This window comes from Klebsiella sp. GG_Kp175 (assembly GCF_040062325.1).
Taxonomy (GTDB): domain Bacteria; phylum Pseudomonadota; class Gammaproteobacteria; order Enterobacterales; family Enterobacteriaceae; genus Klebsiella; species Klebsiella quasipneumoniae.
Genome location: NZ_JBEAFX010000004.1, coordinates 228,602 through 247,609, shown reverse-complemented (window position 1 = coordinate 247,609; position 19,008 = coordinate 228,602). Strand labels below are relative to the sequence as shown.

The window sequence follows — 19,008 nt, the reverse complement described above, 5'->3', positions numbered from 1 at the left end:
ATTTCTGCAGCAGACTCAGGCTTCAATCTCTCCTTCCTGACGCACCTGGTTAGCCCAGCGCTGCGCCGACTCCGGCACGCTGAACGCCGGTGAACGGCGAAAATGCTCTCCCATCAGCAGAAAGGCGACATACTTCCCGCGCAAAATCCAGACATCGCGAAAATGGTCCATTTTCACGGCATGTTCCGGGGGCGCAGGCTCCACGCGCGGCACGTAGCTAATGACAGGGCGATTTTGTTGGCGCAATGGTTTCATAACAAATGGATTCACTAAGCAAAGCGGGAAACAGAAACCTCTATCATAGCCGATCGTGGCCCCGTTCGTCGCCCCCCTGCCGCCGATGCGCATTTTAGGATAACTCCCTGCCCCCTGGCCGGGCGCAGGCAGCGTAATGTTCTATAGTTAGAAGGGTTTTGGTTTATCAACGACCACTTTTAGCAATGAAAGCAGGAGACGAGCAATGTCTGATAAGCACCCAAACCCTCACCACCAGCAGGCACCGGTCCACGGCAGCGAGGAAGCGCAGCCGGGTCTCGACTCGCTGGCGCCGGATGACCGGGAGTGGCGCCCCACGCCGAAACCCACCGCCCCTGGCGCTGAACCGACCGCCCCTGGCAGCCTGAAAACGCCTGATACCCACAGCAAAAAACTCGATGCCCTGGAGCCACAGCGCAAAGGCGGAGAAGACTATCCGCTGACCACTAACCAGGGCGTGCGCATTGCCGACGATCAGAACTCGCTGCGCGCCGGTACCCGCGGCCCAACGCTGCTGGAAGATTTCATTCTGCGGGAGAAGATCACCCACTTCGACCACGAGCGAATTCCGGAGCGTATCGTTCATGCCCGCGGCTCAGCAGCCCACGGCTACTTCCAGCCCTACAAAAGCCTGACAGCCTTGACCAAAGCCGATTTTCTCTCGGCAGCCGATAAAATCACCCCGGTCTTTGTGCGCTTCTCCACCGTGCAGGGCGGCGCGGGGTCGGCGGACACCGTTCGTGATATTCGCGGCTTCGCCACCAAGTTTTACACCGACGAGGGGATTTTTGACCTCGTCGGCAACAACACCCCGGTTTTCTTTATCCAGGACGCGCTGAAGTTTCCCGACTTTGTCCACGCCGTGAAGCCTGAGCCCCACTGGGCCATCCCCCAGGGACAAAGCGCTCACGATACGTTCTGGGACTATGTTTCCCTGCAGCCGGAAACGCTGCACAACGTGATGTGGGCGATGTCCGATCGCGGCATCCCGCGCAGCTATCGCACCATGGAAGGCTTTGGCATCCACACCTTCCGCCTGATCAATGCCGAGGGCAAAGCCACCTTTGTTCGCTTCCACTGGAAACCGGTCGCCGGCAAGGCGTCGCTGGTATGGGATGAAGCGCAGAAGCTGACCGGCCGTGACCCCGATTTTCATCGCCGCGACCTGTGGGAGGCCATTGAAGCCGGGGACTACCCGGAATTTGAGCTCGGCCTGCAGTTGATCCCCGAAGAGAATGAATTTGATTTTGACTTCGACCTGCTCGATCCCACCAAGCTGATCCCCGAGGCGCTGGTGCCGGTGCAACGGGTCGGCAAAATGGTCCTCAACCGCAACCCGGACAACTTCTTTGCCGAAAACGAACAGGCGGCCTTCCATCCCGGGCATATCGTCCCGGGCATCGATTTCAGCAACGATCCGCTGCTGCAGGGGCGCCTCTTCTCCTACACCGATACCCAGATAAGCCGCCTCGGCGGACCGAATTTCCATGAAATCCCGATCAACCGGCCGACCTGCCCGTACCACAACTTCCAGCGCGACGGTATGCACCGGATGGAGATTGACACCAACCCGGCCAACTACGAACCCAACTCGATCAACGATAACTGGCCGCGCGAGACGCCGCCAGCCGCCAAACGCGGCGGTTTTGAGTCCCTCGCCGAGCGCGTCGACGGCGAGAAGATCCGTCAGCGCAGCCCGTCATTCGGCGAATATTACGCCCAGCCGCGTCTGTTCTGGCTGAGCCAGACGCCGATTGAGCAGCAGCATATTATCGATGGCTTCAGCTTCGAGCTTAGCAAAGTGGTCCGCACCTGGATCCGCGAGCGGGTGGTCGATCACCTGGCCCATATTGATACCCGGCTGGCGGAAACGGTCGGGGCGAATTTAGGTATCGAACTGAGCGATGAGCAGCGCAGCCTCACTCTGCCCTCCCCGGTCAACGGCGTGGAGAAAGATCCCACCCTCAGCCTCTACGCGGATGCCGAAGGGAATGTGAAAGGTCGTGTGGTGGCGGTGCTGCTCAATGAGCGTACCTCGGCGCAGGATCTGGTCCATCTCCTGCAGGCGCTACAGGCCCGGGGCGTGCACAGTAAACTGCTCTATTCGCGGATGGGGGAAGTCGTCGCCGACGATGGCTCTCCCCTGCCGATCGCCGGCACCTTCGCCGGCTCCCCGTCGCTGACGGTGGATGCCGTGGTGGTGCCCGGCGGCGATCTCAGCGCCTTGAGCCAGAGCGGCGACGCGCGCTACTACCTGCTGGAGGCCTATAAGCATCTGAAGCCGATCCTGCTGGCAGGCGATGCGCGGCAGTTAACGTCGGTTCTGCAGGTCCCGGCCCAGGGCGAAGAGGGCGTCATCGTCACCGATGCTCTTGACACGCCGGCGGCAGATAAACTGCTCGCCCTGATGACGGCCCACCGGGTATGGTCGAGAAGCCCGAAAATCGCCGCTATTCCGGCGTAGCAAAAAGCCCGGCACGGTGTGCCGGGCTTGACTCACTTTCCTTTCCCCGTCGGGTTTACACGTCGCGGTAGGTTCCCAGGCGATAACCCCGGTCGGCCACCGCCGCTTTCAGCGAGGCGGACGTCAGCACATCAAGCTCGCCCAGCCGCGGATAGCAGTAGGCGCTGCCCATGATGGTCTGGTCGACAAAGGCCGGATGACACATCACCTCCAGAGAGCGCTCCTCGCGGGCGATTGAGGCGTCCAGCGTCTGCAGGAACAGCGCCTCAGAGACGGCTTCCCCGTAAAACTCGCTGCTGAAGCCTGCGCTGCTGCGCGCCGCCTGCTGATCGAGACCGCTCTGCGCCGCCACCTGGCGATCAATGCGCAACGCGATGCCCTTGTCGCGGGCAAAAGCCGCGACGATGGGGTAGATCGGAGCGATCATATGCACATGGTGATGACTGTCGAGATGCGTCGGCTCATGACCGAAGAGTTCGATAAAACGACGGTACTGACACGCCAGCTCATGGGCAATCTCCTCCAGCGGCAGGTTATCTTCTTCCGCCTGCTGCCAGATCCATTTGCCCAGCCGGCCGTCGCGGGTTAACCCCGGCATGGCCGACAGCGGTTCGCCCAGCGTCAGCACAAAGTGCATCCCGACCGCCAGCTCCGGCGTACTGCGGCTCAGCTGGGCGGCGTGGTCAATAGCCGCGCCGTTGACCAGCGCCGTAGTTGATGTCACCACGCCGTTGCGGCAGGCCTCGATAATGCCGTAGTTCTGCCCTTTACTGAGGCCGAAGTCGTCGGCATTGACGATCAATACGCGTTCCATTAGCCGCTCCCGTTACGCTTTCAGTTTTTCGATCGTCGCCGCAAAGTTCGGCAGCCATTTTTCATGGGCCAGAATCATCTCCCGCGCCAGCTGCTCGGCGTCACGATCGGAATGGATCAGCGGGCTTAAGTTCAGCGCCAGCAGCACGTCGTTCAGCTCACCGCTGATCGCCGCCTGGCTGGCCGCCACTTCAAACCCTTTGATGGTGTAGATAAGCCCCAGCACCTTCTCGTCGAAATGGGTGATGCGCGGCGTCGGCTTCGCGCCATCGCGACCTAAGGTGCAGCTCATCTCGACCGCCCAGTCCGCCGGGATATTATCGATATGGCCATGATGTGGGATATTCACATAGTGCTCAGTCTGCTTATCGTTATAGATAGCGTTGATCACTTCGCAAGCGGCATCGGAGTAATAGGCGCCCCCGCGCTGCTCCAGCTCCTTCGGCTTGACCTTGAGATCCGGATTTTTATACAGCTCAAACAGCTGCTTCTCCACTTTCTGCACCACCTGGGCGCGCGCGCCGCCCTTATAGTACTCGCCCATCTCAATCGCCAGCATCTCTTTTGGCTTAAAGTAATAGAGCAGATAGGAGCATGGGATCAGGCGCAGGGAGCGGATCAGCCCTTCGCTGAACGGCAGGTCGAAGATATTTTTTACCGAGTTCGCGGTCAGGCGGCCGGAGGCGACGCCATCCAGCAGTTCATCGAAGCGCGAGACGCCATTAACCAGCACGTCGCGGACGAACACCAGGTGGTTCAGACCGAACAGGTCGATGTGCAGCTCATCGCTCGGGCTGAGCTGCAGCACGTCGGTGATGAACATCTTCATGCCGATGGGAATGTTGCACACCCCGATAAAGCGTTTGAAACTGGTGTGACGATAGACCGCCTCGGTGACCATGCCCGCCGGGTTGGTGAAGTTGATGATCCACGCGTCCGGGCAGATCTCCTGCACATCTTTCACGATGTTGAAAATCACCGGGATGGTGCGCAGCCCCTTAAACAGCCCACCCGCCCCGTTGGTCTCCTGGCCAAGATAACCGTGGCTCAGCGGGATACGCTCATCTTTTTCCCGCGCCTTCAGCTGGCCCACGCGCAGCTGGGTAGTGACGAAATCTGCGCCCTGCAGCGCCTCGCGGCGGTCCAGCGTTTTATAAACCTTCATCGGCACGCCGGCTTTTTCCACCATCCGCTCGCACAGCGCATGGATAATATCGAGCTTCTCCTGGCCCTCTTCCACATCCACCAGCCACAGCTCTGTCACCGGCAGTTCATGATAACGTTTCAGGAAACCTTCCAGTAATTCCGGGGTATAGCTGCTACCGCCGCCAATAGTGACGACTTTTAATTTCTGGCTCATCTTTTTCTCCCTTAGACGCTGCGTGTAGACGCAGGCCGCTCTCCGCATAAATGCGGACAGTTAACTTAAATTAGTTATGGTGTAAGCCTGGCGGCTAATACCGCCTGGGCTTAATTAATACTGGTCAAATGTTTTCGATAACTACTCGGTGTAAACGAGGTCAGCTTTTTAAAGGTTTTAATAAACAGGCTCGGGCTGCTGTACCCTGATTCATAGGCAATATCCGTCACCGAATAGTTGGTAATTTCCAGCTGCTTTTTGGCAAAATTGATACGGATATCGTTAATTATCTGCATCGGCGTTTTACCATAATAGCGCTGGGTCGCCCGGGTTAAATATTCCTGCGTTTTGCCCGATAGCCGAACCATATTCTCGAGGGCGCTCTCGCCAAACTCCAGTTTATCGTGCATAGCCTCAACGGTATTTTTTAACCATTGCGGGACGACGTCTGCAACCGGCTCTTCGCGATAGTGACGTAAACGGTTAATGACATAAAAGGAGACCAGCTCGATAAATTCGTCAAATTCCGTTTCGCGAAAATTGAGTGAGGCGATGACCGACTCAATGTAGCCGAGAAAAGCGCTCTGCACGGCGTAGACCTGCGACGCCACCAGGCCAAACGGCAGCAGCGGCAGATAATGTTTCTCAAAGAAGCGCCTGCTGATGCCGACGTTAAGGATGCGCGTCGCACCAAATTCATAGAAGCTCTGGTGGTGCGAACCCATCGGGATAAAGACAAAATCCCCGCGCTCCAGCAGCACCCGTTTGCCATTGATCTCCTGGTAATAGCGCCCGGTTAATACGACGGTAAATTCGTAGTAATCATGCTGGTGGAGCCCGCTCACGCTTTCCGTTTTGTTATAGATGACCACATGAAAGTTCTTCCCGTTGAACAACTGCTGTTCTCTGGCGGTACTGATCTCGGTGGTCATCATCCTGGGCTGCCTCATCGTCGCGATGGCCTATTGTACCTTCTCGTGCAGCTCAATCAATTCCGCTACCAGCTCGCGGGCCAGCATGGAGGTCATCAGGTGATCCTGAGCATGCACCAGCACCAGGCTGACCTTCATTTTCCCCTCGCCCTCGTCGCTTTCGATAAGCTGGGTCTGCACCCGATGCGCCTCGCTCAGCGCCTGACGCGACTGCTCCATCATCGTTTTCGCCGCGGCAAAATCCCCCTGCTTGGCCTGCTTCAGCGCGGCATAGGCCAGACTACGCGCTTGGCCGGAGTTGATAATCAGCCCCATCACCACCTCTTCGAGGTCGTTTTCCGGGGTCTCTACCGCGTCGATGTTGTCCAGATCAAACATAATATTTCCCTCATTTCTCAGGCGGTACGGGACGTTGCCCGTACCGCGCGGTATCAGAATTTCAGTGCGTTGGCGATGTCTTCTTCGCTCTCTTCCTGCTCGATAACGGTCTGCGCTTTATTCGACAGCACCACAAACGGCAGGTAGACCAGGGTGGAGACGCCAAGGTTGAACAGGGCGACCAGCAGAGCGGCGACACTGCCGTTACTGTTAAAGAACGCCCCCAGGCCAGTTGGCATGGTCCACGGCGCCAGGTTGGTCACCGGTGGGATAATCCCCAGGCTGTAGGCCGCGAGAGTAATGGCCGCCAGAATCGGCTGGACCAGCACGAACGGGATGAACATCACCGGGTTCATGATGATCGGCAGGCCAAAAAGAATCGGTTCGTTAATCTGGAAGATGCCTGACGGCAGCGCCAGCTTCGCGACCTGACGATGGTCAGCGCGGCGGGAAGCGATAAAGATGGCGATAATCAGACCCAGCGTCGCCCCGGAACCCCCCAGCAGGATGTAGGAGTCGAGCATCGGCTTGGCCCAGAAGTGGAACTGTTTACCCGCTTCGATCGCCGCATCAACCGATCCGTACTGGTTGTACAGGGCGATGTTTTCCAGCGCCCACGGCGTCATGATGCCGTTATCCAGCGCGGTCAGCGCCAGCGAACCGTGCACCCCGAAGAACCACAGCAGGGAGTTAAAGATGACGTATGCCCAGCCGACCACGCTGCCCATCGCCGCCAGCGGCGTGGAGATGGAGTCCATGATGATCTGGTGGAAGTTGCTGCCGTAGCTCGACAGGGCCCACGAGATAATGCCGAAGATGGAGAGGATCAAGAAGCCAGGGATCAGCGCAGAGAAAGAGCGCGATACCGATCCCGGCACGCTGTCCGGCAGTCTGATCACCCAGTTGCGACGGATCACGAAGGTGAACAGTTCCGCGACGACCAGACCGATAATCATACCGGAGATGATGTTCTGCCCGCCCAGCCAGTTGGCGCCGACGGCATAGGCTTCGCCCACGCTGTACGGGGTCACGGTCATGAAGGCCGCTACCGCCAGCAGGCCAGCGGCCATCGGGTCGACTTTGCGCTCTTCCGCCAGCGCGGAGCCGATAAAGAATGGCGCCATCAACGACATAATGCCGAGGGTGCCGTTATAGACGTTGCCGCCGATAGCCTTAAAACCGTTTAAGGTTTCAATGGTAGAGGCATCCAGGCGAATGCCCATGGAGTAAAAGAAAGAGCCTTCGCCGAAGCTCAGAAAAACGTTGTTAATTAATACAAACATGGCCCCGGCGAGGGTCAACGGCATGAGTTTAATAAATCCATTTTTAATCGCATTAATATGCGGCTGCTTTCCTATTTTCACTGCAAAAGGAAGGAGTACCTTTTCAAGCGAGTCGATCACTTTACTCATAGTCAATACCCTTAAAAGCCGCAATAAACTATTACGGCGATGATGTATGAAATTACTCTTTGACGGGAAAATAAACTCTTTATTTTTTGACGGCCGGCAACAGAATGCCGCCAGGCGTCAAAATACATCGAGTTTTAAAATTTAAAATTATTGTGCTGCAGCTTTCTTAATGGCCGCGACGGCGGCTTTCAATACCCCTAAACCATCCACCTTGCCATACAGAAGAGAATCGATGACTTCTACCGGTTTATTTGGCAGCAGGCGCTGAATTTCCGGTAACATATACGCAATTTGTGGCCCTAATAATACAACGTCGGCTTCCGGTCCCTTTTCACCCGCGAGAGTTTCAGGATAGGCTTCAATAATGACCGGGACTTCGTATTTTTCCGCCTGCGCCCGCATTTTGTAGACCAGCAGTGACGTGGACATGCCTGCCGAGCAGAACAGATAAATGTGTTTCTTTTCCATGAACGCTTCCTCAATGTGTGAGACCAGGGCCTTCAGTAACCGCTGAGAGCCGGTAAGACTGGTAACATCCGGTTAATTCTGTTTATGGGTTGAGTATACGGCAAGCTGAGCCGTCGTGATAATTCCCTGTTGAACAGAATTGTCTCTCATTGACCTCCGGTTTTGACTACCCTCACATTTTCACCCAAATAATTCGCGCAATTAAATAAGCATCAGGACTCACAAAAAAGCCCGACCAGTGGTCGGGCTTACGTACAACTCAGTCAACAGTAAGGCGCTTACTTAGCGTTGCGCGGATCCGTATCATACTCGGCGCAGGTCTGGTAGCCGGAGTTCATCACGTGCCCCGTTTCGTCGAGGGCCACAAAGTAGGTCTCCACTTTACCATCTCGTTGACCGAGGATATAGGTCTGGCAGGTGCCGCGGGCATGGACCATCGTCACTTCCGTTGAAGGTTTGCCAGCGATCTGCATCACCTGCTGACGCGACATCCCTTTCTTCACATCTTTCACCACCGGCTGGGTAAACTGGTCTTTGGTACGATCGTAAGCGGTACAGCCCGCGAGTAAGGTTAACGCGACGGTGACGCCCAGTATTCCTGCTAAGCTTTTCTTCATTTTGGTTCCTCTCTTCCACTGTGTAACGATAAGCCTGGAATAAATAGTGTTATTTTTCAAGCCGAACAGCGAAATCATGTCTGAGTGTGTTATTACGTAAACAGGATTGACGCTCCGCCGCCGACCGGCGCTTTCTCCTGCGCGGTGGCATCTATAATGAAATCCTATGTCATTGATTGCCTTCTTTTCCGGCAGTCAAAACCCCGGTCCTTGTCGTTTCAGCGGCAAAGAGGTAGCTTTAAGCCAACAGGTTGCCAAACAGATTCACTTTCGGAGGGCGCGATGACGCTACAACAAGAGATTATTCAGGCGCTGGGCGCGAAGCCGCAGATCGATGCCGCAGACGAGATCCGTCGCAGCGTCGATTTCCTGAAATCCTATCTGCAGACTTACCCTTTTATTAAATCACTGGTGCTGGGTATCAGCGGCGGCCAGGACTCGACCCTGACGGGGAAACTGTGCCAGATGGCGATCAATGAACTGCGCGCCGAAACGGGCGACAGCAGCCTGCAGTTTATCGCCGTCCGTTTACCCTACGGCGTGCAGGCGGATGAGCAGGACTGCCAGGATGCCATCGCCTTTATTCAGCCTGACCGGGTGTTGACGGTGAATATCAAAGCCTCGGTACTGGCAAGCGAACAGGCGCTGCGCGAAGCGGGGATCGAACTGAGCGACTTCGTTCGCGGCAACGAAAAAGCCCGTGAGCGCATGAAAGCCCAGTACAGCATCGCCGGGATGACCCAAGGGGTGGTAGTCGGCACCGACCATGCAGCGGAGGCGATTACCGGCTTCTTCACCAAATATGGCGACGGCGGCACCGACATCAACCCGATCTTCCGGCTGAACAAACGTCAGGGCAAACAGCTGCTGGCCCATCTCGGCTGCCCGGAACATCTGTATAAGAAGTTACCGACAGCCGATCTGGAAGACGATCGCCCCTCCCTGCCGGATGAACTGGCGCTGGGGGTGACCTATGAGAATATCGACGACTATCTGGAAGGCAAAACGCTGGACCCCAGCATCGCCAAAACGATCGAAGGCTGGTATCTGAAAACCGAACACAAGCGTCGGCCACCGATCACCGTCTTTGACGATTTCTGGAAAAAATAGTCCCTCCCCCGCCCCGGCCCGCGCCGGGGTTGTTTTTTGCGCTTTTCGCCGCAAAAACCGCCTGCTATACTGGATAGATAGACAGTATCAGGAGTTATTGTGGCCAGAAAGCAATCTGCCCCGCGTCTGGAGTTTGAGGCGGCGGCGATCTATGAATATCCCGAACACCTTCGCCCGTGGCTGGAGACACTGCCGAAGCTGCCGGGCGTCTATCAGTTTCACGGCGATAGCGACACGATGCCGCTCTATATCGGCAAGAGCGTCAACCTCCGCAGCCGGGTGCTCTCCCACCTGCGCACCCCTGAAGAGGCGGCGATGCTGCGTCAGTCCCGGCGTATCACCTGGCAGCGCACCGCTGGCGAGCTGGGAGCGCTGCTGCTGGAGGCGCGGTTGATTAAAGAGCAGCAGCCGCTGTTTAACAAGCGGCTACGGCGTAACAAGCAACTCTGCGCCTGGCTGCTTGCGGACGACCGGCCGCAGATTGTCTATGCCCGCGAGGTTGATTTCTCGCACCAGCAGCATCTCTATGGTCTGTTCGCCAACCGGCGGGCGGCGCTGCAGATGCTGCAGAGCCTTGCTGACGAACAGCGCCTCTGTTACGGCCTGCTCGGTCTGGAGCCGCTCAGCCGCGGCCGCGCCTGCTTTCGATCCGCACTGGGCCGCTGCGCCGGCGCCTGCTGTGGAAAGGAGAGCGTGGAGGCGCACCGTCAGCGTCTGCTGGCGCAGATGAGCAAGCTGCAGCTGGTGTGCTGGCCGTGGGCAGGACCGGTGGCGCTGGAGGAGCGCGGCCCGGATATGACGCAGTATCATGTCATTCATAACTGGCTGTGGCTGGGAGCCGTCGACTCGCTCAATGAGGCCGCTGCGCTGACCCGCCTGCCCGCCGGATTCGACCAGGATGGTTACAAAATCCTCTGTAAGCCTCTGCTCAGCGGCAACTACCCGTTGCATCCGCTTGGCTGAAAGACCAGAAACAAAAAACCGCCGGCCCTGCCCAACGCCTGATGGCATTATTGGGCAAGACCGGCGGTCTTGATTCAGTGCGCTACATTATTCAGCGGGTGCAGGCATTTTACCTGCCGGCGCGTTGCGTTCTGTCAGATGCTTCTCAAAATTGGCATTGAACTGTTTTTTCTGCTCCGGGGTCAGAATGTTGTAGATCTTGTTCTGCGTTTCCAGGCGGGACAGCGCCATCGCTTTATGCTGCGCTTCCATCTTATCGATCTGCGCTTCCGCTTTCGCCTTATCAAAGGTATCGCTGGCGATCAGCTCGTGCATCGCGCGGCGTTCGTCAAGGGACGGACGCTTCATGTTTTCGCGCTGGCTCTTCATGATCTCGCGGATCTGCTGCTTCTGCGCATCGGTCAGGTTCAGGCCTTTAAACATCATGTCATGCTGACCCGGGCCGCCTTTATGATGCATCATCATCGGCTTGCTGTCGCTCGGCGCGGTGGTGGTATCGGCGGCGTGTGCCAGGTTAGCCGCGCCCAGAGCCAGAGTAGAGGCAACAAACAGTGCAGTGAGTTTCTTCATCATTCAATCCTTACTTTACGTTATTCTTACGGCGCGTTGCCGTGTTGACGAGATTAACTTTACGACGTTTATCGTCAATTAGTCAGAGCAAGAGTAAAACAATGAAAGTGTAAAAAACAGTTTCTCACCAATTATGGAGGAAATAAGGAATTTGAACGAAGAATTGCAATAAAAAATAAATAACTTGCTGTTTTGCACAGGAATTATGGAGAGTATAAAGGAGCGACGATTAAAAACAAAGCATTTTACCAGGAATAATCTGCAAATTTACACTGGCGCACGAAAAAATAAGAAGATGAACAACGACGCGCGAAATAAAGCAGGCCGCCCGGCGGACGGCTTGCCCTCAGGATAATTTTTCCAGCATCAGGCCAGCGCGCAGCCCCCTGGCCACCGCCGGATTGGGAAACAGAACATACTCCGGCTCTGCCCCCACCACATACCGCGTCTCCCCCTCCTCCGCCAGCAGCGTGCCTGGGGCGAAGGGGGTGAAGTTCAGCGTCTGTTCCGCCATATGCAAGCGGAAATCATCGCTATGGCGGGTGATCTGCTGCACCACCCGGTAGCGCAGCGGCGCCGGGGCGTCGGCAATGGCCAGATCCCCCACCAGCAACCGGGAGATAGCCCCCTCGGCGGCGGCAAACTGCGTTAGATCGTTTTCCCCCAACGGCAGCGCTTTACCCAGTTCAAGAGTGCAGGCCAGCGCCGCGAACCGTTCGCAGCTGAAATGGGTGAAGGTCCCGCCCGGCTGGCGATGAAATACCAGCGCCTCCAGCCCGGCGCCGCCCAACCAGTGAAGAAAATCCTCCTCCCAGGGCGTATCGCGGGCCGGGAGCACGCCGAAGCGCGGATGCAGCGACCCGCGGATCGCGGTATGCAGATCGAGGTGCCAGCGCGGACCATCATGGTCGCGATAGAAACGGGCCACCGCCTGCTCCAGCCGCTGCGCCCGCTGCGTCTCCTCGCTGGCCGGGAACTGCCGCCAGCGCTCGCCAAACATCCGGTTCATATCGCTGTGCAGATAGCGTTTATTCGCCCGCAGCGCCGGCGGGTTACCGACGATCACCAGCAGCCGCCAGCGCAGGGGGAGTGCCTCCCGGACCAGCCGCTGCACCAGCCGGTCGACAATCTCCACCGGCGCCGTTTCGTTGCCATGGATGGCGCAGGAAAGCACCAGCCCGCGCTCGCAGCGCGCATGCGGCGTCAGCTCGAGGATCCCCTCGCCGAGCCAGTGCCAGCGGAAATGGGCCGTCTCGCCGTGAAAGTGATGGGGCAATCGCCCCGCCAGGGTTAATGCCAGAAAGTGTTCCACCGCGCCCCCTTATTGCTGAAATGGATAAACCGAACCGAGCTGCAGGATCTGGGTCAACCGATCCAGCGCATCGCGCCCTTCCCGCAGCAGCTGTGGGTCGGCGAGGTCGGCCTGGGTGAGGCGGTCGCGATAGTAGCGATCCACCCAGTCATTGAGGGTGGCAAACAGCGTATCGTTCATCAGGACGTGCGGATTGACCGCCTGATACTCCTCGGCCGTCAACACCACCCGCAGGCGCAGGCACGCCGGACCGCCGCCGTTGGCCATACTCTCGCGCAGATCAAACACCTGCAGCGCGGCGATGGGGTTATCTGCGGCCAGCAGCTCATTAAGATAGTTCCACACGCCCGGATGCGCCTGGGCTTCCTGGGGCAGGATCAGCGCCATGCTGCCGTCCGCCCGGCTCAACAGCTGACTGTTGAACAGATAGGTAGCAACCGCCTCTTCCACCGTGACCCGGCTGGCGGGAACCATCAACGGGGTAAAGCCCGGCACCTGCTGCGCAAGCTGCTGCAAAACCGCGTCCTGGTCGGCAAAGGCCTGCTCATGGCAGAACAGGACCTGACGGTTGCTCACCGCGATGACGTCGTTATGAAAAACCCCCTTGTCGATCGCCTCCGGATGCTGGCGGGCGAAGATGAGCTGGCGGGGATTGACCTGATTGAGGCGCGCCACCGCCTGGCTTGCCTCAAGGGTTTGCCGCGCCGGATAACGACGCGGCGCCTCCTCGCTTCCCCGACGGCGGCCATAGACAAATAGCTGGACGCCGGGGGCGCCATATTCGCCGCCGAGACGGTTATGGTTCGCCGCCCCTTCGTCGCCAAACCAGGCAGAGGCAGGCAGCGCCGGGTGGATGGCAAATCGCGTGCGGTCCGGGAATATCGCCTGCAGCAGCGCTCCGGTGGTGGGGGCCTCACTGGCGCGGTGGAATTTATCCTGCAGATTCGCCACCGTCAGATGCACCAGGCCATCCAGCGAATCGGCGGAGGGACAAACCGTCGCGGCGTTCGCCACCCACATCGCCGAGGCCGAACTCACCGCCGACAGCAGATCCGGATCCTGCTGGGCCGCACGGGCCACCACCTGCTCATCGCTGCCGCTAAAGCCCAGCTGACGCAGGAGCGGCACGGTGGGTCGTTCCTGAGGGGGGATCACCGCCTGCGGATAGCCGGCGTCGGCAAGGGCTTTCATTTTTTTCAGCCCCTGCTTCGCCGCCAGCTGCGGGTTCGACACCCGATAGCGGTGCCGGGTGGAGGCCTCATTGCCAAAGGAGAGCCCTGCGTAGTGATGGGTCAGCCCGGGCAGACCGTCAAAGTTGACTTCGCGGGCGGTCATGACGCCACCCCGGCCCGGAAGTCGAGCCCCGGATTGAGACTGGCGGGCAGCGTCAGGGTCGGCGATTCGAGACTGGCCATCGGCCAGGCGCAATAATCTGCGGCATACCATGCCCCGGGGCGATGATTGCCTGAGGCTCCGGTGCCGCCGAACGGCGCGGTACTCGCCGCCCCGGTCAGCGGTTTGTTCCAGTTGACTATCCCGGCCCGTGCCTCAAGCAGCAGCCGATCGAACTTCTCTCGTTCCGGGGAGATTAACCCGCAGGAGAGGCCGAAGCGGGTGGCGTTGGCCAGGGCAATCGCCTCTTCGAAAGTATCGTAGCGCCAGACCCCAAGCAGCGGGCCGAACACCTCTTCATCCTCGACCTGGGCCATGTCGCTCATGTTGACAATCCCCGGCGTCAGCAGCGACGTCCCGGCCTGCAATAACCGCGGCTCCAGCAGGGTGACCGCGCCAGCAGCGACCCGCTGCAGCCAGGCCTGATGCACTTTCTGCGCGGCCTGTTCAGAGATAAGCCCGCCGAGAAACGGCTGCGGCTCAGCGTCCCACGCCGCGGGGATCAGCCGTTGGCTGACCGTCACAAGCCTGGAGAGGAAGGCATCCCCCGGCTCTCCGCGCCGGACCAGCAGACGTCGGGCGCAGGTGCAGCGCTGGCCGGCGGTGATAAAGGCGGACTGGATGGTCAGATGCACCGCGGCATCGACGTCCCGTGGGTCGTCAACGATCAGCGGATTATTGCCGCCCATCTCCAGCGCGAGGATCTTTTGCGGCTGCCCGGCCAGCTGGCGATGCAGATGAAAACCGGTGGTCGAGCTGCCGGTAAACAGCAGCCCATCGATGTCCGCCTGGCCGCTGAGCGCCTCGCCGGTTTCCCGACCGCCCTGCAGCAGGTTGAGCACGCCGGCGGGCAGGCCAGCTTGCTCCCACAGCTTCACCACCGCTTCGCCGCTGTGCGGGGTTAATTCGCTGGGTTTAAAGACCACGGTATTGCCCGCCAGCAACGCCGGCACGATATGCCCGTTCGGCAGATGGCCGGGAAAGTTATAGGGACCAAAGACCGCCAGCACGCCATGCGGCCGGTGACGCAGCGTCGCGGCGCCATCGGGCAGATCGCTGTACTGTTCACCAGTACGGGTGTGATACGCCTTCACCGAGATCGCCACCTTGTTGATCATCGCCGTCACTTCCCCGGCCGCCTCCCAGCGCGGCTTTCCGGTCTCGGCGCCGATAATCGCCGTCAGCTCCGCCTTGCTGGCCTCCAGCAGGCTGGCAAACTTTTCGACGATGGCCTGGCGGTCGGCAAACGGCAGCCGCGCCCAGGCCGGGAACGCCTGGCGGGCAGCCGCGACCGCCTCGGCAACCTGCCCGGCATCCGCCGCCTCGCCCTGCCAGACAATCTTCAGGTTGACCGGATCCTGTTTGCTGAAGCGCGGCCCATCGCCGGGCCGCCATTCGCCGTTAATCCACAGACTCATGCGGTTTTCTCCTCAGGGATCAAGCGCACCATGCGCACCTGGTCGCCAGCATGACACTTCAGCATATCCAGCTCGCGGGCGCTGAGGGTCAGGGTGTCGCCATCCGGGTCGGCATGCACCAGCAGGGCGCGGAACTGGTGATACTGTTCGTTCGCCACCAGGCACAACGGCCAGTCGCCGGGTGGCGTTTCGCCGGCCTCGGTGGTCACCAGACGGCTTTTGCGGATCGCCCGCACCCGGTCGATATCGCACTCCAGGGTCGGGCCTCCGTCGAAAATATCGATGTAGTTCAGGTAGCGGAATCCCTCTTTCTCCAGCACCGTCCGGGCCGGGGCGGTCTGCGGATGGACCTTGCCGATCACCGCCTGCGCCTCGGGGGTGAGGAAATCGATATACAGCGGATGCTTGGGCATCAGGGCGGCAATGAAAGCCTTTTGTCCGGTGCCGCACAGGTAGTCGGCGCGGGAAAACTCCATGGCGAAAAAGCGTTTGCCCAGGCTCTCCCAGAACGGGGAATAGCCGTGCTCGTCAATCACCCCGCGCATCTCGGCGACCACCTTCTCATTGAAGCGCTCGCGAAAAGCGGCCATAAATAAGAAGCGCGATTTCGACAGCAGATAGCCATTGCCCTCTTTGCGCCACTGCGGGTCGAGGAACAGGGTGCACAGCTCACTGCTGCCGGTGTGGTCGTTGCTGAGAAACAGCGTCGGCAGCGCCTGGTAGACGTTAAGCTCCTTCGAGGCATGGACCTGAGTGCCGACCCGGTAGTTGTACCAGGGATCGTTGAGGCCCACCGCCACCTCTATCGCGCAGATGCCCACCACCGTGCCGCTCTCGCTCTCCTCCAGCACAAAGACATAGCCCTGCTCGCTTTTCGGCAGCTCGCCGCGCCAGGTTTGCTGCGAGCGGGCGATCCGCGCCGCGAGGGTCGCTTCATCCACCGGCAGCGAGGTCAGCCCGCCGCCGGTCTCCGCTGCCAGCTTCAGCAGCCCGGGCAGATCGCCCGGCTCCACCGGTCGAATAACCATCATGATGAGACTCCCGCCAGGAAACGCGAGCAGGCCCGCTCGACGCGATCCAGACCGCTGTTCACCTCTTCTTCACTGACGTTCAGCGCCGGAGCGAAACGCACCACGTTGGCGCCGGCGATCAAGATCATCACCCCCTCTTCCGCCGCCAGGTTGCTGAGGGCTTTCGCCTTCCCGGCCCAGGCGTCGTTCAGCACGCAGCCGAGCAACAGCCCCAGGCCGCGGATCTCCTTGAACAGGCCATAGCGGGCGTTGATCGCCTGCAGACGTTCGCAAAACCACTGATGGCGCTGTCTGACGCCGGAGAGCACTTCCGGGGTGTTGACGATCGACAGCAGCTCGCCGGCCACCGCCCCCGCCAGCGGGTTGCCGCCGTAGGTGGTGCCGTGGGTGCCGACGGTCATCACGCTGGCGCAGGCCTCTGTGGCCAGCAGCGCGCCGATGGGGAAGCCGCCGCCCAGCGCTTTGGCGGTAGTCAGCACATCGGGCGTCACGCCGTAGTGCATATAGGCGTACAGCTCGCCGGTGCGCCCGACCCCAGTCTGCACTTCATCGAAAATCAGCAGGGCGTTGTGCTGGTCGCAAAGCTGACGCAGGCCGCGTAAAAACTCGACGCTGGCCGGCACCACGCCCCCTTCACCCTGCACCGGCTCGACGATCACCGCGCAGGTTTGGTCATTGATCAAGGCCTTTGCCGACTCGAGATCGTTAAACACCGCATGCTGGATCTGCGGCGGCAGCGGGGCAAAATCCCGGGAGTAGGCCGGCTGACCGCCCGCCGAAACGGTGAACAGCGTCCGCCCGTGGAAAGCGTTCTGGAAGGCGACGATGCCGCTTTTCTCGCTGCCAAAGCGATCGTGGGCATATTTACGCGCCAGCTTGAGCGCCGCCTCATTGGCCTCGGCCCCGGAGTTACAGAAGAAGACCCGGTCGGCGAAAGTGGCATCAATAAGCATTTTGGCCAGCCGCAGGATCGGCTCATTAGTATAGCCGTTGCCGGTATGCCAAAACTTGCCCGCCTGCTCGGTGAGGGCCTGCACCAGACGCGGATGCGCATGCCCCAGCGCGTTCACGGCGATACCGCCGGCAAAATCGATATACTCTTTGCCCTGCTGATCCCACAGCCGCGACCCGGCGCCCCGCACCGGAATAAACGCCGCTGGCGCGTAGACCGGCATCATCCATTCATCAAAGTGGTTACGCGTAATTGACTGAGACATATCGACCTCTTCCGGTAAATTAAAAGTAGCAATAATGTTAATAAATATGAGTTATTACGCTGTAAATGTAGATTGCACGGTTCGTGCCAGCCAGCGATAAAAATGCATAAACCGGATGAGATAACGCAATATCAACGAGTTACAACCTAACGCTATTCATATAAAATGCATATTTAGTGAATAACTATCCGATAAAGGGGGATGAACAGTGATTAAAGAAGATAAGTTATGCAACGGTAAGATATAATTCTGTAATTGTGATCTTCTGCGAAATTTATCGTAGATATTTGCCCTTTTTTGGCGCGGCGTGCCCGCAAAAGGGGCACCCACGGCACGATCATGCGCAGCGATTGGTAGAATGACGCATCGGATGGCAGCCAGCCTGGCGAATTTCTGCTACCATCCCTGCACTATTCACCTTGCACAGTGGCAGCGACTATGAAATTCGTCTCTTTTAATATCAACGGCCTGCGCGCCCGCCCACACCAACTGGCCGCCATCGTCGAAAAACACCAGCCGGACGTGATTGGCCTGCAGGAAACCAAAGTTCACGACGACATGTTCCCTCTCGAAGAGGTCGCCAGACTCGGCTATAACGTCTTTTATCACGGCCAGAAAGGCCATTATGGCGTCGCGCTGCTGACCAAAGAGACGCCGATTGCCGTCCGCCGCGGTTTCCCTAACGATGGCGAAGAGGCTCAGCGCCGCATCATCATGGCGGAGATCCCGTCGCCCTTCGGTAACGTCACGGTGATTAACGGTTATTTCCCGCAGGGTGAAAGCCGCGATCATGAGACCAAATTCCCGGCCAAAGCGGCGTTCTATCAGAATCTGCAGAACTACCTGGAGAGCGAGCTCAATAAAGAGAATCCGGTACTGATCATGGGCGATATGAACATCAGCCCTACCGATCTCGACATCGGTATCGGTGAAGAGAACCGCAAACGCTGGCTGCGCACCGGCAAATGTTCCTTCCTGCCGGAAGAACGGGAATGGATGGATCGCCTGCTGGGCTGGGGCCTGGTAGATACCTGGCGTCAGGCTAACCCTGACAATCATGAGCACTTCTCGTGGTTTGATTACCGCTCCAAAGGCTTTGACGATAACCGTGGGCTGCGCATCGACCTGCTGCTGGCCAGTCAGCCTCTGGCCCAGCGCTGCGTGGAGACCGGGATCGATTATGAGATCCGCGGGATGGAAAAACCATCCGACCACGCGCCGGTGTGGGCCACCTTCCGGCCGTAAGTCACGTCCTTCTCTCGCCTCCCGCCGCGCGGGGGGCAGAATTTCCTGAGC

At 58.9% G+C, this 19,008-nt stretch carries 19 protein-coding genes; 4 read left to right on the top strand and 15 right to left on the bottom strand.

The features are described 5' to 3' along the window. Window positions 1-15: 15 nt before the first annotated feature. Window positions 16-270, bottom strand: a complete 255-nt coding sequence (cedA, locus tag ABLU73_RS09930; protein WP_008807754.1) for a cell division activator CedA — start codon at window positions 268-270, stop codon at window positions 16-18. A gap of 190 nt (window positions 271-460) precedes the next feature. Here cedA and katE point away from each other — a divergent pair, with 190 nt between their 5' ends. Then, window positions 461-2,719 (top strand): catalase HPII, encoded by a 2,259-nt coding sequence (gene katE, locus ABLU73_RS09925; protein WP_348850171.1) that lies wholly within the window; start codon window positions 461-463, stop codon window positions 2,717-2,719. Between the two features lie 55 nt (window positions 2,720-2,774). Here the strand turns inward: katE and chbG are convergent, their stop codons facing one another. The 8 genes from chbG to osmE form a co-directional block, all read right to left on the bottom strand. Next, the gene (chbG, locus tag ABLU73_RS09920; RefSeq protein WP_017898664.1) at window positions 2,775-3,533 is read right to left on the bottom strand and encodes a chitin disaccharide deacetylase; all 759 of its coding nucleotides are present in this window, start codon (window positions 3,531-3,533) and stop codon (window positions 2,775-2,777) included. A 12-nt stretch (window positions 3,534-3,545) separates the two neighbouring features. Then, entirely contained in the window at window positions 3,546-4,892 is a 1,347-nt protein-coding gene (locus ABLU73_RS09915) for a 6-phospho-beta-glucosidase (RefSeq protein WP_348850169.1), read from the bottom strand. Window positions 4,893-5,002: 110 nt separating this feature from the next. Beyond that, window positions 5,003-5,827: a transcriptional regulator ChbR gene (gene chbR / locus ABLU73_RS09910; RefSeq protein ID WP_004203825.1), complete on the bottom strand. Its 825-nt coding sequence runs from the start codon at window positions 5,825-5,827 to the stop codon at window positions 5,003-5,005. A gap of 27 nt (window positions 5,828-5,854) precedes the next feature. Further along, window positions 5,855-6,202 (bottom strand): PTS N,N'-diacetylchitobiose transporter subunit IIA, encoded by a 348-nt coding sequence (gene chbA, locus ABLU73_RS09905; RefSeq protein WP_004203824.1) that lies wholly within the window; start codon window positions 6,200-6,202, stop codon window positions 5,855-5,857. A 53-nt stretch (window positions 6,203-6,255) separates the two neighbouring features. Next, window positions 6,256-7,614 carry a PTS N,N'-diacetylchitobiose transporter subunit IIC gene (gene chbC / locus ABLU73_RS09900; RefSeq protein WP_004203823.1) on the bottom strand — a complete coding sequence of 453 codons (1,359 nt, stop codon included), beginning with the start codon at window positions 7,612-7,614 and terminating at the stop codon, window positions 6,256-6,258. 11 nt (window positions 7,615-7,625) lie between these two features. After that, window positions 7,626-7,742, bottom strand: coding sequence for a hypothetical protein (locus tag ABLU73_RS09895; protein ID WP_032425961.1), 117 nt, complete (start codon window positions 7,740-7,742; stop codon window positions 7,626-7,628). Window positions 7,743-7,761: 19 nt separating this feature from the next. Continuing rightward, entirely contained in the window at window positions 7,762-8,082 is a 321-nt protein-coding gene (gene chbB / locus ABLU73_RS09890) for a PTS N,N'-diacetylchitobiose transporter subunit IIB (protein WP_264923542.1), read from the bottom strand. Window positions 8,083-8,360: 278 nt separating this feature from the next. Continuing rightward, window positions 8,361-8,699: an osmotically-inducible lipoprotein OsmE gene (gene osmE, locus ABLU73_RS09885; protein WP_049116281.1), complete on the bottom strand. Its 339-nt coding sequence runs from the start codon at window positions 8,697-8,699 to the stop codon at window positions 8,361-8,363. Between the two features lie 282 nt (window positions 8,700-8,981). Here osmE and nadE point away from each other — a divergent pair, with 282 nt between their 5' ends. Then, complete coding sequence (gene nadE, locus ABLU73_RS09880) at window positions 8,982-9,809, top strand: ammonia-dependent NAD(+) synthetase (protein ID WP_264923543.1); 828 nt, start codon at window positions 8,982-8,984, stop codon at window positions 9,807-9,809. Window positions 9,810-9,908: 99 nt separating this feature from the next. Beyond that, window positions 9,909-10,772: an excinuclease Cho gene (gene cho, locus ABLU73_RS09875; RefSeq protein ID WP_017898663.1), complete on the top strand. Its 864-nt coding sequence runs from the start codon at window positions 9,909-9,911 to the stop codon at window positions 10,770-10,772. A gap of 87 nt (window positions 10,773-10,859) precedes the next feature. On the opposite strand, the gene spy is transcribed toward cho, so the two are convergent. The 6 genes from spy to ABLU73_RS09845 form a co-directional block, all read right to left on the bottom strand. Continuing rightward, window positions 10,860-11,345, bottom strand: coding sequence for an ATP-independent periplasmic protein-refolding chaperone Spy (gene spy, locus ABLU73_RS09870; RefSeq protein WP_075205488.1), 486 nt, complete (start codon window positions 11,343-11,345; stop codon window positions 10,860-10,862). Window positions 11,346-11,688: 343 nt separating this feature from the next. Next, window positions 11,689-12,654: a succinylglutamate desuccinylase gene (gene astE, locus ABLU73_RS09865; RefSeq protein ID WP_004203816.1), complete on the bottom strand. Its 966-nt coding sequence runs from the start codon at window positions 12,652-12,654 to the stop codon at window positions 11,689-11,691. A gap of 9 nt (window positions 12,655-12,663) precedes the next feature. Beyond that, window positions 12,664-13,989 carry an N-succinylarginine dihydrolase gene (gene astB, locus ABLU73_RS09860; RefSeq protein ID WP_264923544.1) on the bottom strand — a complete coding sequence of 442 codons (1,326 nt, stop codon included), beginning with the start codon at window positions 13,987-13,989 and terminating at the stop codon, window positions 12,664-12,666. After that, window positions 13,986-15,464: a succinylglutamate-semialdehyde dehydrogenase gene (astD, locus tag ABLU73_RS09855; protein ID WP_136084532.1), complete on the bottom strand. Its 1,479-nt coding sequence runs from the start codon at window positions 15,462-15,464 to the stop codon at window positions 13,986-13,988. Before astD ends, astB begins: the two co-directional genes overlap by 4 nt. Then, window positions 15,461-16,495, bottom strand: coding sequence for an arginine N-succinyltransferase (gene astA, locus ABLU73_RS09850; protein WP_023318013.1), 1,035 nt, complete (start codon window positions 16,493-16,495; stop codon window positions 15,461-15,463). Before astA ends, astD begins: the two co-directional genes overlap by 4 nt. Further along, window positions 16,492-17,712 (bottom strand): aspartate aminotransferase family protein, encoded by a 1,221-nt coding sequence (locus ABLU73_RS09845; protein WP_032455857.1) that lies wholly within the window; start codon window positions 17,710-17,712, stop codon window positions 16,492-16,494. Before ABLU73_RS09845 ends, astA begins: the two co-directional genes overlap by 4 nt. Before the next feature lie 438 nt (window positions 17,713-18,150). Here ABLU73_RS09845 and xthA point away from each other — a divergent pair, with 438 nt between their 5' ends. Further along, on the top strand, window positions 18,151-18,957 hold the full coding sequence (xthA, locus tag ABLU73_RS09840; RefSeq protein ID WP_004203811.1) for an exodeoxyribonuclease III: 807 nt from the start codon (window positions 18,151-18,153) through the stop codon (window positions 18,955-18,957). The last annotated feature ends 51 nt before the right edge of the window (window positions 18,958-19,008 follow it).